The organism is Streptococcus sp. SN3 (genome assembly GCF_030439905.1).
In genome coordinates this window covers 1-15,589 of sequence record NZ_JAQFJF010000011.1, presented here as the reverse complement: position 1 = coordinate 15,589, position 15,589 = coordinate 1, and the positions used below count along the sequence as shown (strand labels likewise).

At 45.0% G+C, this 15,589-nt stretch carries 18 protein-coding genes; 1 reads left to right on the top strand and 17 read right to left on the bottom strand.

Going from position 1 to position 15,589, the window contains the following annotated elements; translation table 11 throughout:
- Positions 1-6: 6 nt before the first annotated feature.
- Entirely contained in the window at positions 7-264 is a 258-nt protein-coding gene (locus PCY71_RS14015; RefSeq protein WP_301412786.1) for a LapA family protein, read from the top strand.
- A 14-nt stretch (positions 265-278) separates the two neighbouring features.
- Here the strand turns inward: PCY71_RS14015 and PCY71_RS14010 are convergent, their stop codons facing one another.
- The 17 genes from PCY71_RS14010 to PCY71_RS13930 form a co-directional block, all read right to left on the bottom strand.
- Positions 279-1,460, bottom strand: coding sequence for an MFS transporter (locus PCY71_RS14010; protein ID WP_301412785.1), 1,182 nt, complete (start codon positions 1,458-1,460; stop codon positions 279-281).
- Between the two features lie 78 nt (positions 1,461-1,538).
- Positions 1,539-2,402, bottom strand: a complete 864-nt coding sequence (locus tag PCY71_RS14005) for a MutR family transcriptional regulator (RefSeq protein WP_301412784.1) — start codon at positions 2,400-2,402, stop codon at positions 1,539-1,541.
- 434 nt (positions 2,403-2,836) lie between these two features.
- Positions 2,837-4,732, bottom strand: a complete 1,896-nt coding sequence (locus PCY71_RS14000; RefSeq protein ID WP_301412783.1) for an ABC-F family ATP-binding cassette domain-containing protein — start codon at positions 4,730-4,732, stop codon at positions 2,837-2,839.
- A gap of 99 nt (positions 4,733-4,831) precedes the next feature.
- A complete protein-coding gene (locus PCY71_RS13995) occupies positions 4,832-5,197 on the bottom strand; it encodes a hypothetical protein (protein WP_048774430.1) in 366 nt (121 codons plus the stop codon).
- A gap of 4 nt (positions 5,198-5,201) precedes the next feature.
- Complete coding sequence (locus PCY71_RS13990) at positions 5,202-5,921, bottom strand: matrixin family metalloprotease (protein WP_048774432.1); 720 nt, start codon at positions 5,919-5,921, stop codon at positions 5,202-5,204.
- Between the two features lie 176 nt (positions 5,922-6,097).
- A complete protein-coding gene (locus tag PCY71_RS13985; protein ID WP_002919358.1) occupies positions 6,098-6,958 on the bottom strand; it encodes a DNA/RNA non-specific endonuclease in 861 nt (286 codons plus the stop codon).
- Positions 6,959-7,016: 58 nt separating this feature from the next.
- Entirely contained in the window at positions 7,017-7,199 is a 183-nt protein-coding gene (locus PCY71_RS13980) for a DNA-directed RNA polymerase subunit beta (RefSeq protein ID WP_002910183.1), read from the bottom strand.
- Positions 7,192-8,472: a UDP-N-acetylglucosamine 1-carboxyvinyltransferase gene (gene murA / locus PCY71_RS13975; RefSeq protein WP_002897900.1), complete on the bottom strand. Its 1,281-nt coding sequence runs from the start codon at positions 8,470-8,472 to the stop codon at positions 7,192-7,194. The genes PCY71_RS13980 and murA overlap by 8 nt, the downstream gene beginning before the upstream one ends.
- Positions 8,473-8,539: 67 nt before the next feature.
- On the bottom strand, positions 8,540-8,770 hold the full coding sequence (locus tag PCY71_RS13970) for a DUF1146 family protein (protein ID WP_002897901.1): 231 nt from the start codon (positions 8,768-8,770) through the stop codon (positions 8,540-8,542).
- Positions 8,771-8,944: 174 nt separating this feature from the next.
- Positions 8,945-9,367: a F0F1 ATP synthase subunit epsilon gene (locus PCY71_RS13965; RefSeq protein ID WP_002904155.1), complete on the bottom strand. Its 423-nt coding sequence runs from the start codon at positions 9,365-9,367 to the stop codon at positions 8,945-8,947.
- A gap of 7 nt (positions 9,368-9,374) precedes the next feature.
- Positions 9,375-10,781, bottom strand: a complete 1,407-nt coding sequence (gene atpD / locus PCY71_RS13960) for a F0F1 ATP synthase subunit beta (protein WP_002895993.1) — start codon at positions 10,779-10,781, stop codon at positions 9,375-9,377.
- 38 nt (positions 10,782-10,819) lie between these two features.
- Positions 10,820-11,701, bottom strand: coding sequence for a F0F1 ATP synthase subunit gamma (locus PCY71_RS13955; protein WP_002895995.1), 882 nt, complete (start codon positions 11,699-11,701; stop codon positions 10,820-10,822).
- A 15-nt stretch (positions 11,702-11,716) separates the two neighbouring features.
- Positions 11,717-13,222: a F0F1 ATP synthase subunit alpha gene (atpA, locus tag PCY71_RS13950; protein ID WP_002895997.1), complete on the bottom strand. Its 1,506-nt coding sequence runs from the start codon at positions 13,220-13,222 to the stop codon at positions 11,717-11,719.
- Between the two features lie 15 nt (positions 13,223-13,237).
- Positions 13,238-13,774, bottom strand: a complete 537-nt coding sequence (locus PCY71_RS13945) for a F0F1 ATP synthase subunit delta (protein ID WP_002904151.1) — start codon at positions 13,772-13,774, stop codon at positions 13,238-13,240.
- Positions 13,774-14,268 (bottom strand): F0F1 ATP synthase subunit B, encoded by a 495-nt coding sequence (gene atpF / locus PCY71_RS13940; protein ID WP_002910185.1) that lies wholly within the window; start codon positions 14,266-14,268, stop codon positions 13,774-13,776. Before atpF ends, PCY71_RS13945 begins: the two co-directional genes overlap by 1 nt.
- 18 nt (positions 14,269-14,286) lie before the next feature.
- A complete protein-coding gene (gene atpB, locus PCY71_RS13935) occupies positions 14,287-15,003 on the bottom strand; it encodes a F0F1 ATP synthase subunit A (protein WP_002910186.1) in 717 nt (238 codons plus the stop codon).
- A gap of 35 nt (positions 15,004-15,038) precedes the next feature.
- Positions 15,039-15,239, bottom strand: a complete 201-nt coding sequence (locus tag PCY71_RS13930; protein WP_002896005.1) for a F0F1 ATP synthase subunit C — start codon at positions 15,237-15,239, stop codon at positions 15,039-15,041.
- Positions 15,240-15,589: the final 350 nt, after the last annotated feature.

Sequence of the window (15,589 nt, the reverse complement as noted above, 5' to 3'; positions counted from 1 at the left end):
ATCACTATGAAAGAAAAATTGCATTATATCCTGCTTTTAATTATCATTCTATTGGTGGCTGGTATTTCCTTGGCCAATATGCAGAGCGTCAATGTTAGCTTTATCCTATTTAGCTTCAAACTGCCCTTAATCATATTGATTTTGGTCTCAGTGCTCCTAGGCTCTGTCACGACCTTTCTCATCAGCATGGTGAAAAATTTCTCACTGAAAAAAGAGCTTAAAAAAACCAAAGAAGCACTTAAAAATTCCCATACAGAAAACTAGGTTGGAAATCCAGCCTAGTCTTTTTGTATTCTCTTTTGATAAAGGTAGGAAATCAAAGCCAATCCCATCACTCCAAAACCAATTAGGAGAAAGGAAAAGGTATGGACACTCTGCAGAACAGTCATCAGAAAAGTCGCAGGAGGCATGAAAAGAATTGCCAGCGTGTAGATTGTTGAGAAAACGCGGCCTAGATACTGCTTGTCCACCTTGGTCTGAACCTGGCTGAAGAAATGAATATTGAAAACAGTAATAAAGAGCTCGCAGATAAGATTACCAGAATAGGAGAAATATGGATGAACCGGTAGCAAGGCAGAGATGCCCATGACTGCGACTCCAACACCTGTCAATAGCAGGGCTACAAGTAAGTTGCCCATACTGGCCTTAACCTTGCTAGCTAGAATGGCTCCGACGATTGAGCCTATAGCTCCCAAACTCAGAATAGTTGCATAAGAGCCGGTCTTTTCATAGAGCTGATTAGTAAAAGGCAATAGATAATTAAAGGCCGCAAAGAAAAAATTGACTGCAGAAGCTACCAAGAGCAGAAAGAAGATTTCTTTTTGCTGACGGATATAGACTAGCCCTTCCTTGATATCTCTCAGGATATTGCCAAGATTGATGGGAGACTTCTGCTTGCTTGGCTCATGATTAGGCAGAAAGTAAACCAAGGCAAAAGCCAGAAAGAAGCTAAGAGCATCCAGCTGAAGGGTCACGCGCAAATTTGCATACTGCATTACGATAAAAGACAAAACTGGAGCTGAGACACTGATAACCTGCAAGGCCAATTCCAGATGAGAATTGTAGGTTACAATGTCTTCCTTGTCCACAATTTCGGTAATATAAGACTTATTAGCTGGCCGAGAAAAGGCAAAGGCTATAGCCTGAACCACATTAGCAAAAATCAACGCTCCAATCATGAGCTGGTCATTTGAAATAAAAGAAATCAGCAGACAAAGACCAGCACAAATCAAATCTGTTACCATCAAAACCTTACGCCTGGAAAAGCGGTCCGTAATGGCTCCTCCAAAAGGATTGAATAAGATGGAAGTAACTAGCTCAGATATCTGATAAATGCCCAAGACCGTCTGTCCCAGAGCTCCCAAAGAAGCAAGCCAGATGCTATTTCCATAGTCATAAAGCATATTTCCAATTTTATTAATAGCAGCCCGTGTAATCAGCTGTGCTGCCTGTCGATTCATAAAAATACCTCCTTTCATTTCTGAAACTATTGTATCAGGAATGGAGGGAGATTCTTTATTTTTCCCATATTTGGGAAATTATACTTTTACAAACTTATGGAAATGCTCTTGATAATAAGCGACTTGCTCAGGTAAATTCAGCACTTCAAAGATGTGCATGGCTTCCTGCATTTGCTTGATGCCCTGCTTCTTCTGCTCCTTCTGATAAGCAGCAAACCCCTTGAGATAGAGGAACACATTGCGTTCATAGAGTTTAATGCCCTTGCCAATGATTTTCTCTACGTAAGCCTCAAAATAACTAGCCTTATCAAAAGAACGACTTTCCAAACAATGCTGGTAACAATTGAGGGCTAAAATCAAGACCAATTTCTTATGGCGACCGATTTCTTTATAGTAGTCTTCTCGCTCCATGACTTCCCTGCCCAGACGGTAGACGTAGTCCACATCATAAAAGCTATAGAGGTTTCCAAAGAGGATCAGCTCGTACATGGTCCAATCTTCCACTTGAAAGAGATAATCGGCCACCTTATCTAAATCTTCTTGCCTCATGCGAAACTGACTGTCCCGCTGACAAATCAAGCCCTGCATCAAAATCCAATTCAGCTCATAGTAAAGAGGCGCACTGCTGGCCTTGGCCTTTTCCAACTGCTCCGCTTGCAAGTCTTGAAATCCCTTGATGTCATTTGAGTAGTAAAGAGGGATAATTTTACCCATCATGGCCACGTGCTCATGCTGCTGGAAATTCCGGGCCTTGTCTATAAAATTTTCAAGGGTCACATGAATATTATCCAAGAGATCTAAAAATTTCGAGAGGGTCATGTCCGACTCACCCAGCTCAAAACGAGACAGCTGAGAGGTCGAGCAAACCTGACCAGCCGCTTCCTTCAATGAATAATGTCCATTTAAACGAAAATCACGAAAAACTTTGCCTAAATCTTCCATTTGTTTACCACTTCAATTCCTTTAATTACTGTTTCGCTTCCCTAGTCGCTCTTTCAAAACTACCTTCACCGCCCCTTGTTCGGATTTTATTTTCAGACGAGGCTCTTTTCGGCAAAATCTTATTGGCTGAAAATCGGAAAAAGCAGATTCTGCTAAAAGAACTCGTCAGAAAATAGAAAGTTCGGGATTTGCTCTCAGACCAACCGTCAGAAAATCTGACAGAGTCGTTTTGCTCCAAAATAGCTTTTCAGAAAATCTGACGGACTGACTTTTCTCTAAAAGAACTTAGATTGCATGAAGAATAGTTTATTTTCCTCGAAAAAATCTCAGAACACATGTAAAAATTCGTTTTTTACTCTTTTTTGGCTGATTTCACATGTGAATTAAGCATTTTGAGCTCTAAGAAGCTCATTTCTCACAGAAACTGCATACTCCTACACCTTCTCCGCCAGTTCTTCCCATTCTAGCATGGCTTCTTCTTGGGCGGCGGTCAGCTGGTCGATTTGCTGCTGGCTCTCCATGAGTTCACTGGCGTCGTTGGTAGCCTGCATGGCTTCCTGAAGCTGACTAATCTGGCTGTCCAAGTCCTCGATTTGCGCTTCCAATTGCTCTAGGCGGCGGGCCAGCCGGCGCTGTTCTTTCTGGTTTTCCTTTTGAAGCTGATAGTCATTGGCAGGGGCAGGCTTATCTAAATCAACCTGCTCCGTCTCCTCACGCAAGGCTTCCTGCTCTGCCTTTTTCTCCAGATAGTAGTCATAATCACCCAGATAAAGGGTGGAGCCTGTCTCAGAGAGCTCGATAATCTGAGTGGCCACGCGATTGATAAAGTAACGGTCATGGCTGACAAAGAGCAGGGTGCCGTCAAAGTCAATCAGGGCATTTTCCAGCACTTCCTTGCTGTCAATGTCCAGGTGGTTGGTCGGCTCGTCTAGGATGAGGAAGTTGTTGTTTTCCATAGACAGCTTGGCTAGAAGCAGCCGCGCTCGCTCTCCACCTGATAGCATGCCGACAGACTTCTTGACATCGTCCCCCGAGAAGAGGAAAGCGCCTAAGCGATTGCGAATTTCGACCTCTGGCGTCAGCTTGAAGTCATTCCATAGCTCATCGAGAACCGTATTGCTGGCAGTCAGTTTGCTCTGGGTCTGGTCATAGTAGCCCACTTCCACATTAGCCCCCAGCTGCTCCTTGCCTCTGATGAAGGGCACTTGCCCGATTAGTGATTTAATCAAGGTCGTCTTTCCAATCCCATTTGGCCCGACAATAGCTACCGCATTGAACTTGCGAATATCAAGGTTAATCGGCTCCGACAGGACTTCCTCGCCATAGCCAATAGCCGCATCTTCCAGGGTCAGAACAACATTGCCCGAAACTTTATCAGATTTGAAGGTCATATTAGCCGAGCGGCTGCCGGTCTCCGGCTTGTCCAAACGCTCCATCTTTTCCAGCTGCTTACGACGGGACTGAGCCCGCTTGGTTGTGGAAGCCCGAACCAGATTGCGATTGACAAAGTCCTCCAGCGCAGCGATTTCTTTCTGTTGCTTTTCATAGTTCTTGGCTTCAGTGGCCAGCTTTTGCTCCTTTTGGACCACGAAGGTAGAGTAATTGCCCACATAGCGATCCAAGGAATGCTTGGTCAAGTCCAGCGTGATGGTCGCAACCTTGTCTAGGAAATAGCGGTCGTGGCTGACGATGATCAGGGCACCGCTGTAGTTGATTAAGTAAGTCTCCAGCCAGGCAATGGTCTCGATATCCAAGTGGTTGGTCGGCTCGTCCAGTACCAGCAGTTCTGGCTTTTCCAAAAGCATCTTAGCCAGAGACAGCCGGGTATTCTGCCCTCCTGAAAGCTCAGAAATCTTCATCTGCCACATGGACTGGTCAAACTTGAAGCCATTCAAAATCGCTCGAATATCGGCCTCGTAGGTAAAACCACCTTTCTGGCGAAAGTCCTCTGACAGCTGGTCGTACTGGGTCATGAGAGCAGTCAGCTCTTCCCCTGACAATTCTCCCATTTGTAGCTCCATCTGCCGCAAGCGCTTCTCTTGCTGACGCAGACTATCAAAGACCAGCAGCATCTCATCGTAGATGGTATTCTCCGACTCAAAGCGGCTGTCCTGAGCCAGATAGGACAGAGACAGGTCTCGTTTATTATTGATCTGACCAGAAGTAGGCTCTTCCTCGCCCACCAAAATCTTGAGCAGGGTTGACTTCCCAGCTCCATTTTTACCGACGAGGGCAATCCGGTCACCCTCATCTACCTGCAGGTTAATATTGTCAAAAAGAAGCTCCCCTGCAAAAGAGCGCTCAATCTTGCTTGCTTGTAAAATAATCATAAGACCATTATAGCAGATTTCCCGAAGCACAGCTATCAGAATTCAAGAGAAAGCGCACTCAGCTCCCCAAAAGAAAAAAGGCAGCCATACCAGACTGCCTTACATAAAACTATTGAGAATAGATTGATTCTGCAAAATCAGATAAATTCCCAGCAGAATCAGAACTACAAAGACAACAAATTTAATCATTCCCTTGATTATACGAATAGCCAGAAGGATAATCATGGATCCGACTAGCCACATAAAGGCGGAATTGTGAAAAAAGCCCTGAACTGCCTCAATATTCTGACCGAAGAAGAGCTGAATGGGTGCTGGAACATGATTTTCCCAAGCCGCTGTCACTCCTAGCTGGTTGGCAATCTCATTGCTGCTTTTCCATAGCCAGACAAAGATTCCTGAGTTAAAAACAAAGAGAAAAACTTGCTCTGGAAAGTGTCGAATCAAGTAAAAAATAGATTTTAACATAGGCTTACGATTGATACAAGTCTTTTACAGCCTGGATATCTGTCGGCTGGATACTGTAAAATGAGCCTGCTGACTGCATCACTGATTCCTCCTCATTATGGTCTAATCCGATAGCATGGCCCAATTCGTGCGCTGCTGTATTGACAATCCGCTCATGAGAATAGGCATAGCGACTGTCCAGCAGGTAGTAACTATTAAGGCGAACCGTGACATGGGTAAACCGCTTGGTTAGGAGATTGGTCTGTGACTCAGCTTCACCAGCTGCACTGACGTTACCATCGTTCATCTCCGTCGCAACAATGTCCGCCTTGTCTTTGTCATTGATGATTTGAAAGGTGAAGGCACCTGTTTGATTCCAAGAATCAATGGCCTCCTTATAGGCTGAACGGAAGGTATCATTATTTGTATCGATATAAATCGTGGCGCTTGGCTGATCCCAACGAGCCCCTGTTGTTGCATGCTCATCTGTCAGCTGATCCGTCTGCGTCTCCTCACTGCTGTGAAGTCCCGTGGAAATGCCTTGGTGATTTAAAAATTGATCCACTCTGCCAACAGCTGTCTGAACAGCCTGCGTCAGTCCCTCTGTACCCGGTTTTGTCGAAGTGGTAAAATAGAAAATTCCGACAATAACCATAAAGCTCAGGACAAAGGACCAGGCAAGTCCCCAAACCACGCGCCCAATCAGACGCATGAGGAACCGGATGCTTTTAAAAATAAGTCTCATCGCAACCTCCTTTACTAGATTGTAAGAGAACGTTGATTTTACCACCGCTTTCTTAAAGAAGACTGAAAAATTCGCCTTCTTTCATCAATTAGTATAAAAGAAAATGACTACAAATCTGCAACCATTTCTTTTCATACTATTGAATACTCTTTGCAAATCCATTTTTGAGTATAAAATTAAGAACCCGTCTCCTGACTGACCTTGCCACTATTATAGTCCAAACGAATCCCTTTTTGCACATTCGGGATAAAGACATTAAATTCCAGACTGCCATCGCTGGACTTGGCCTCTAGATGAGAACCAACTGGCACTAAATCAGTCTCCGTGGCATAAATCAAGGTTACCCGGTAGCGCACCCGCTTGTTCTTATCAAGGGCCTTACGGATCTTTGTCTCGTAGTAATTCTGCCCTGTCGAGTCTGCTTCATTGGCTTGGTTGGACCAGGCCGTCTGCACAGCGATATTAGCAGGATTGCTGGTGGAGGCATCAAAGCCCTTCAAACCACCTATCAGCGAATAGGCCAAGAGATGTCCTCGGTCCACAGCGTGGTTGTACTCACCAGGGAGGTTCTTGAGTTGATGCCAGCCTGCCGGTACCCATGAAGTGTTGGCATTTCCAGTTTCTTCCCGTTTTTTGTACTGACGGGTAGACTTGGATAAAAAGGCATTCGCCACTGTCGGAAGGGTTTGCCCTTGTACAAGCTTGGTCTTATTGTCAGCGTAGGGTTTGCTAGAAATCCCCGCATCCAAGTCTGTCTTATTCCCATTCACGATAAAGGCACCAGCTCCATTCCATTCAATGCTGCCTTTGAGTTGAGCTCGGACAGCATCCGTCAGAACGCTCTCAGCCAGTTTCCGACTAGGGGTGCCCTGATCTTGAACTTGCCCAACTCTGATTTCTGAATTTGGACTCTGAAGTGGCTGCTGACCATCCTGTCCCCAGAAATAGCCAGCCAGAGCCAAAATAAAGGCCAGAGTCAGCCCAGCCCAGCCTTGCAGGCTCTTAGAATTCCTTTTCTGACTAGTCTTTCTTTTCATCTTCTTTCTTTCAACTTAGCAAACTGGATTCATTTCAGCCAGTCTTTTCGACTAGGAGCTAGTTTCCAGTAAACTTCCCGATTAATTCTTGCCAGGTTTCTGGTGAAAAAACTGAGCCCTTACCGTTTCCGATAATGTTATAGCCAATCATCAGAGACACGAGAAAGAGAATCACGGCTACCAGGAGAACCAGTAGAACAAGGCCAATCTGCCGGCCTAAATATTTAAGATTTTCACTCATCGTCTTCTTCCTTTACACGCTTCACTTTGGCTCCCAAGGCTGCCAATTTCTCATGGAATTTATAGTAGCCTCGGTCTAAGTGTACCAGCTTGCTGACCTTAGTCTCGCCTTCAGCAATCAAGCCCATCAGAATCAAAGTCGCACTGGCCCGAAGGTCTGTTGACATGACTTCAGCACCCTGCAAGCTGCCTCCGCCCCAGATACGAGCTGTGTCACGCATGATATCAGAGTGCAGCCCCATCCGACGCATTTCCTCCAGATGCTGGAAGCGGTTCTCAAAGACGGTCTCAATCATCGTAGACTCGCCCTTTGCCATGGCCATCAGCGCCGTAAACTGAGCCTGCATGTCCGTTGGGAAGCCTGGATAAGGAAGGGTCTTGACCGCAACCGGTCTAAGTTTCGAAACATCGGAACGAATCCGAATCCCTTCATCTTCCTCTGTCACTTCCACTCCCATTTCCTGCATTTTGGAAAGCAGGGGACGATTGTGCTCCCAAATGGCATCCTCAATCAGCAAGTCACCGCTGGTCATAGCTGCAGCAACCATAAAAGTTCCTGCTTCGATACGGTCTTGAACCACATTATGCTTGGCACCTCGCAGCTGGTCCACTCCGACAATGGTCAGAGTCTCTGTACCCGCTCCTCTGACTTTGGCTCCCATTTCATTCAAAAATAGGGCTAGATCAACGATTTCAGGCTCCCGAGCAGCATTTTCAATCACTGTGGTGCCTTGAGCCAGCGTAGCAGCCATCATGATGTTTTGCGTTGCTCCCACACTAGGAAAGTCCATGTAAATGTGGGCACCCTTGAGTCGCTCTGCCTTCGCTTCGATATAACCCGCTGTTTGGGTAATCTGAGCTCCCATGGCTTCTAAGCCCTTCAGGTGCAAGTCAATAGGCCGGCTGCCAATCGTACAGCCGCCTGGCATGGAAACCTTAGCATGACCATTACGAGCCAGAACTGGCCCCAAAACAACGATAGACGCCCGCATTTTGCTGACGTATTTGTAAGGCGCCTCCTCAGACAAAGGCTGAGTTGCATCCACAACAACTGTATTTTCTTCCTGATTAAAATCCACCTGAGTGTTTAAACCGCGGACCACATTGTTCATGGTAAAGACATCAGACAAGACCGGAACATTTTTCAAAACAGACTGGCCCTCACTAGCCAAGACTGTCGCTGCCAAAAGAGGCAGGACCGCATTTTTTGCTCCTTCAATCTTGACCTTTCCGACCAAGCGATTATCTCCACCTTGAATAATAATTTTTTCCATACCGATTCCTTACTCTAAATTTTTAAAATCATCCATACTATCATACCATAAAATCAAAAATATGACCTTATAAAGTACCATTAAAAATCGCCCGGCTCATATCGTAAATACCAATGAAGAAAAGGCTGACTAAATAGCCCAAGGCAATGCTAAACAAGAGAATCAAAAAGCGAATCTTCATCGCATTATCGGCATTAACCTTGAAAAACCTCTCCCACTCAACAACAGTTGACAGCAGATGAAAGGCAAAGAAAATAAAGAGCAAATGACTGCATAATTTAAAAATAACTTCTACCATAGCTTTTATTATACCACAAGACTCCTGTTAGGGACGAACTAAACAGTCCCGCCCTTTTTCTTTGGAAAAGAAAACTGAGACAGATCTGCCTCAGTTTTGCGTATTCAGTTTGTATTCATGAAAGTACCTTACCAGATGATGAATGACTTCCATCAATCTAGGCAAAATAGCTTCTTATAATCTTGTTCCGACATTGATCCGGTTGATTGCCCGCTGCAGGGCAATCTTAGCCCGGCGTTCTTGGTCAATCAAATGCTTATCATGTGCTTCTTCGATTTCTTGCTCAGCTCGGAGCTTAGCCCGCTCAGCCCGACTAATGTCGATATCTCGCTCACGCTCAGCTGAGTCCGCCACAATGGTAATGACATTGTCTGCAATTTCAATGATGCCGCCATTAACTGCAATCCAGTCGATATGCTTGTCATCATCAACCCGGCGTACTTTGACCTGATCTACTTCTAAAACAGCGATGGTATTGATGTGGCGGGGCAAAATCCCCAGCTCACCATCAATGGTCTTTACGGAAACAAATGCAGCATGGTGATCATAAATAAGACCATCCGGTGTCACGATTTGTACTGTCATTTGAGCCATCATTCACCTCTTAGAATCCCATTTTCTCAGCCTTGGCCAATACATCCTCGATGGAGCCCACACCACGGAAGGCATCTTCTGGCAGCTTATCATGCTTACCTTCAAGGATTTCCTTAAAGCCACGAACCGTTTCAGCTACTGGCACATAAGATCCTGGTTGACCAGTAAACTGCTCCGCCACATTGAAGTTCTGTGACAGGAAGAACTGGATCCGGCGCGCACGTGCAACCAGCGTCTTCTCATCATCTGACAACTCATCCATACCAAGGATAGCAATGATATCCTGCAATTCATGATAACGTTGCAAGACCCGCTTAACCTCTGCTGCCACTGCATAGTGCTCTTCTCCGACAATCTCTGGTGAAAGGGCACGAGAGCTGGAAGCGAGTGGATCCACAGCTGGATAAATCCCCAGCTGAACCAATTTCCGTTCTAGGTTGGTCGTAGAGTCCAAGTGAGCAAAAGCTGTTGCTGGTGCTGGGTCAGTATAGTCATCCGCTGGCACATAGATAGCCTGGATGGAAGTAACGGAACCTTTCTTGGTTGAGGTAATCCGTTCTTGTAACTGTCCCATTTCTGTAGCAAGTGTTGGTTGGTAACCAACGGCTGATGGCATGCGTCCCAAAAGGGCAGACACTTCCGAACCAGCCTGCGTAAAGCGGAAGATGTTATCAATAAAGAGCAACACGTCCTGACCCTCCACATCACGGAAATATTCCGCGATGGTCAGTCCGGTAAGAGCAACCCGCATCCGAGCTCCTGGCGGTTCATTCATCTGACCAAAGACCATAGCCGTCTTTTCGATAACGCCAGACTCTTTCATTTCCCAGTAGAGGTCATTCCCTTCACGCGTCCGTTCACCAACACCTGTGAAGACAGAAATCCCTCCATGTTCTTGGGCAATGTTGTGAATCAATTCCTGAATCAGGACTGTTTTCCCTACTCCGGCACCGCCAAAGAGACCGACTTTCCCACCTTTCAGATAAGGAGCTAGAAGGTCGATAACCTTGATCCCTGTTTCCAGGATTTCTGATGAAGTTGATAGTTCATCAAAGGTCGGTGCCTTTTTATGAATCGGCTGGCGCTCTGCATCTTCTGCAAAAGGCGCATCCAAGTCAATAGTATCCCCAAGGACATTGAACACCCGCCCCAGAGTTTCCTTGCCAACTGGCACAGAAATCGGACGACCAGTATCCAAGACCTCCAAACCACGCGTCAAACCATCGGTCGACTCCATGGCAATGGTCCGCACCACACCGTCACCAAGCTCAAGAGCTACTTCAAGGACGATTTTTGATTTTTTCTCATCATTTTTATAGACTACAAGTGCATTATTTATCTCAGGTAGTTTGTCTCCGGCAGCAAACGCAACGTCTACGACCGGCCCGATAACCTGAGCAATTTTGCCTGAGCTCATGTTTTTTCCCTCGTTTAATTTCTAATTCATTTGTGGCCTTATTCTAGGGCACTTGCACCCGCCACGATTTCAGTAATTTCCTGCGTAATGGCAGCTTGCCGAGCGCGGTTGTACTGAATAGTCAAATCACTGATGACCTTTTTAGCATTGTCTGTTGCTGTCTGCATAGCAGTCATGCCGGCAGCATTCTCAGCTGTTTTGGCATCAATAATGGCACCGTAAATCATGCTCTCTGCAAACTGGGGCAGCAGTTGATCCAAGATAGAATCCCGACTGGATTCCAGTTCCAGATTCAGCGTATAATCTTCATCAGCTTCATTGGGATCCAAGTCAATGATTGGCAGCATCTGCTCCACCCGCATCTGACTGGTCAGACTGTTGACATGGTGATTATAGCAGACATAGAGCTCATCGAAGAGCTCATTCTGATACATCTCAATAGTCTTGCTAATGATTTTACGGACCTCATCAAAGCTAGGCTGATCTGCTAGACCACGCAGTTCATAAACTGGCTGAATGCCCCTAGCTCGGAAGAAATCAGCACCAACACTTCCGATACAGATGACTTCAAAGTCCTCTCCTGTCGGATGGTACTCAGCTTTCAGCTCCATCAAAGCCTTAAGGATAGTCGCATTGTAGCCACCTACTAGCCCGCGGTCAGAAGTAATGACGATATAGGCTGATTTCTTAACTGGCCGACTGATTAACATTGAGTGATGACGGGCATTTTCTGCCTCGTGGCCATGCAGCATATCCGTAACTAACTTACGCACTTTCTGGGCATAGACCTGAAAGTTCTTAGCTGCTTCCTCAGACTTTCCCAGCTTAGCAGCAGAAACCATCTGCATGGCATTGGTGATTTGACTGGTGTTTTTCGTGGATGCAATTTTATTTTTAATATCATTTAATGAAACTGCCATCTGACACCTCTATTCTTATTTGAAGCTAGACTGGTCAATAAACTCAGTAATGGCAGCATCCAAGACTTCTTCGCTTGGAAGATCTTTCGTTGTCCGAATGGTTTCATAAATGCTTTCTTGATGTGCATCAAAGTAGGCAAATAGTTCTGACTCAAAGCGCAGAATATCATCTACTGGCACACTGTCTAAGAAACCATGGGTCAAAGCATAGAGAATCACGACCTGCTTTTCAACCGGCAGCGGCTCATGAATCGGCTGCTTCAAGACTTCTACAGTCCTGCGGCCACGATTGAGCTTGGCCTGCGTTGCTGCATCCAAATCACTACCAAACTTAGTGAAGGCCTCCAGCTCTCGATAAGAAGCCAGGTCAATACGCAAAGTTCCAGCTACTTTCTTCATAGCCTTGATTTGGGCAGAGCCCCCAACCCGTGATACAGAAGAACCTGCGTCAATGGCCGGACGTACCCCAGCATTGAACAGGCTGTCGCTGAGGAAAATTTGTCCGTCAGTGATTGAAATCACGTTGGTCGCGATATAGGCTGAAATGTCTCCCGCCTGTGTTTCAATAAATGGCAGAGCTGTAATTGAACCACCGCCCAGCTCATCAGAAACCTTGGCTGAACGTTCCAGGAGACGGCTATGCAGATAGAAAACATCTCCTGGAAAGGCCTCACGGCCTGGCGGACGACGGAGCAAGAGGGACAGTTCACGGTAGGCTACAGCCTGCTTAGACAAGTCATCATAGACAATCAAAACATGCTTGCCATTATACATGAACTCTTCTGCCATCGCTACACCAGCATAAGGCGCTAGGAAAAGCAAAGGCGACGGCTGTGAAGCAGAGGCTGTCACGACAATGGTATAGTCCAAAGCACCATACTGACGGAGCGTTTCTACCTGCGTACGAACGGTAGATTCTTTCTGACCAATCGCCACATAGATACAAATCATATCCTGACCTTTCTGGTTCAGGATGGCATCAATGGCAATGGTCGTCTTCCCAGTCTGACGGTCCCCGATAATCAGCTCCCGCTGGCCGCGGCCAATCGGAACCAAGGCATCAATAGCCTTGAGACCTGTCTGCAAAGGCTCAGATACTGACTTACGCTGCATAACACCAGGAGCCGGTGTTTCAACCGGACGTGTCTTGTCCGTGACAATGTCACCAAGTCCATCAACAGGACGACCCAGCGGATCAACAACCCGTCCAATCAAGGCCTCTCCCACAGGAACTTCCATGATTTTACCAGTCCGACGAATGGTATCTCCCTCACGAATGTCTGTAAAGTCTCCCAAGATGATAATCCCAACATCGGTCGACTCTAGATTTTGCGCCATACCATAAGAGCCATTTTCAAAGATTAACAGCTCTCCGCTCATAGCCTTATCCAGACCATGAGCACGCGCAATTCCATCACCAATATAAGTGACGACCCCTGTTTCTGTGACGTCAAAATTTGGCTGGAAATTTTCAATTTGTTGCTTAATTAAAGCGCTGATTTCTTGTGCGTTAATCGCCAAAATTCACACCACTTTCTATTTCAATTTTTCTTTTACGACTTGTAATTGACGTTTTATGCTTGCATCAATTGTTTTGTTATTGGCAGAGATGACAAAGCCACCAATCAAGCTGCTGTCCAATTCTTCCTTGAGCGAACGGACTTTTAGGCCCATCTTCTGCTCAATAATCGGCCGAATCTTCTCCTTCTGACTGGCTGTCAAAGGCTGAACAGAGCGTAGCGTCACCTCAAACTCATTGCTAATCTTTTCAAGCTGGTGCTGGCTCTCCAGCACAATCTCATAAAAGAGGTCCTCACGATGATTGAGAATGACGATTTCAATCAGATTATCAAGCAATTGCGAACCAGAGTTTTGAAAGAGTCTCAGACTCTTCTCTTTCTCATGGTCACTGATGCCGATATGTGACAAAAAGTCAGCAAGGCCGGTCTCCGCAAAAACAGCCTTAATCTGACTCAGTTTTTCAAAAACATCTTCTTGCTGACCTTTTTCAAAGACCGTCTGAACAAAAGGCAAAGCATATTTCTCAATGATTGCATATTGCTTCTTATCCATCAGGCATCTCCTAACTGTTTGATATAGCGGTCGATGAGCTCGCTCTGAGCTTCCTTATCCAGTTCCTGGCTCAAAATCTTACTAGCCAGAGCCACTGTCAAGTCAGCCACTTCTCCTTTGATGCTGCTCATAGCCTCTGCCTTGTTTTGGGCAATTTCCTGATTGGCTTTAGCCTTCAAGCGCCCTGCTTCTTCTGCTGCATTAGCTAGGATTCCAGCCTTATTCTTCTCAGCTGTCTCCTTAGCTGTCTCAACGATAGAAACTGCTTCGACCCGACTGCCTGCCAGAGCTTCCTCACGCTTTTGCGCCAAGTCTTCAGCTTTCTTACGGGCAGCTTCTGCACCATCAATATCGTCTGAAATCTTTTGAGCACGCTGATCTAAAATCCCGATAATATTGCCCCAAGCAAACTTCTTAATGAGAAATACTAAAAGAAGAAAGGAGCCAGCAATCAGGATAAAGTTGCCAATAATTTCACCTACGGTTATATTCATTTTATCTATCCTTTCTTTTTATTCTTCCTCACCATTAATTTTCTTACCAAGATACATAGATGTTAGCATGGTAAAAACATAGGCTTGGATACAGGAAATAAAGATGGAAAAACCAGTCCAAACCATGTTCATAATAAAGGCAATCGGATACCAATACGCTGCTTGATGTGCCCAAGTCAAGAGCAAACCAGCCAATACTTCACCTGCAAAAATATTTCCATAAATCCGCAAGGCTAGCGAAGCAAAATTGGTAAATTCTTCCAAGATATTCATGGGTGTCATGATACCTGGAGTCACAAAACCTTTTAGATATCCTTTTATACCTTGACGACGAATTCCTTCTACATGACAGAATACCGTCACTAAAAGAGAGAAGCCCAAGTCAAAAGCGAGATTGGCTGTCGGCGATGTCCAGAGATTGAAACCATTGGTTGTCTGAACCTTAGCCATTAATCCCAAGTTATTCGCCACAGCTACGAAAAGAAAGAGGGAGAATAGAAAAAGCGAGTAATTCTTCATATAATGCTCGCCAACGTTTCCCTTGGTAAAATCAATGACAAAATCATAGATATATTCCAGAGCATTCTGCTTTCTTGACGGCTTAATCGTCATCTTTCGACTTGCCCAATAAACAAGTCCAAAAGTTACAAACACCGTCAGCAGAGTCATGGCCAGCAGGGTCAAATCAAAGGTCACAGGACCTATATTGATAGTTGGATTAATACTTTCTTCCAACAGATGACACCCCCTTTTCTAAAGAGAATCCTTTCTTATTTGATAACAAAGGACATAGCCAGCGTTACAAAGAAAGTACCTTCAACAAAGGCTACTCCCAAGATTAGGAGGCTTCGCAATTGACCGATAATTTCTGGCTGACGAGCTGCTGCCTTAAATAGATTACTCATAATCATACCTTCAGCAATTGATACGCCCAAGCAGGCCAAACAAAGTCCTAAATATGTTAAATTCATGATGACTTCTCCTTTATATTTTAAAATTTACTTCCTTAGTTTACTCCTAAAATATCGAATAGTCAATCTTTTGCCACCATTGTAAGCGTTTTTTGTTTCATTCTTTTGATTTACAAATTTTCCTGTCAAAACAATTGAATTATTGTTGATATACAAACTATTTTGCTATATAAATAAGAAGAAAGTGATTAAAATTTCACTTATTTCATATGTTTTTTAAAGAAAAAATAGCATAAAAATCTAGTTATCCGCATAAAAACTGGACTTATCACACTTTATCAAGGTCAAAACCACTCAATTTACTACTAATTTACTACTTATGAATGAGCTTTGATACGACGATTTATCCT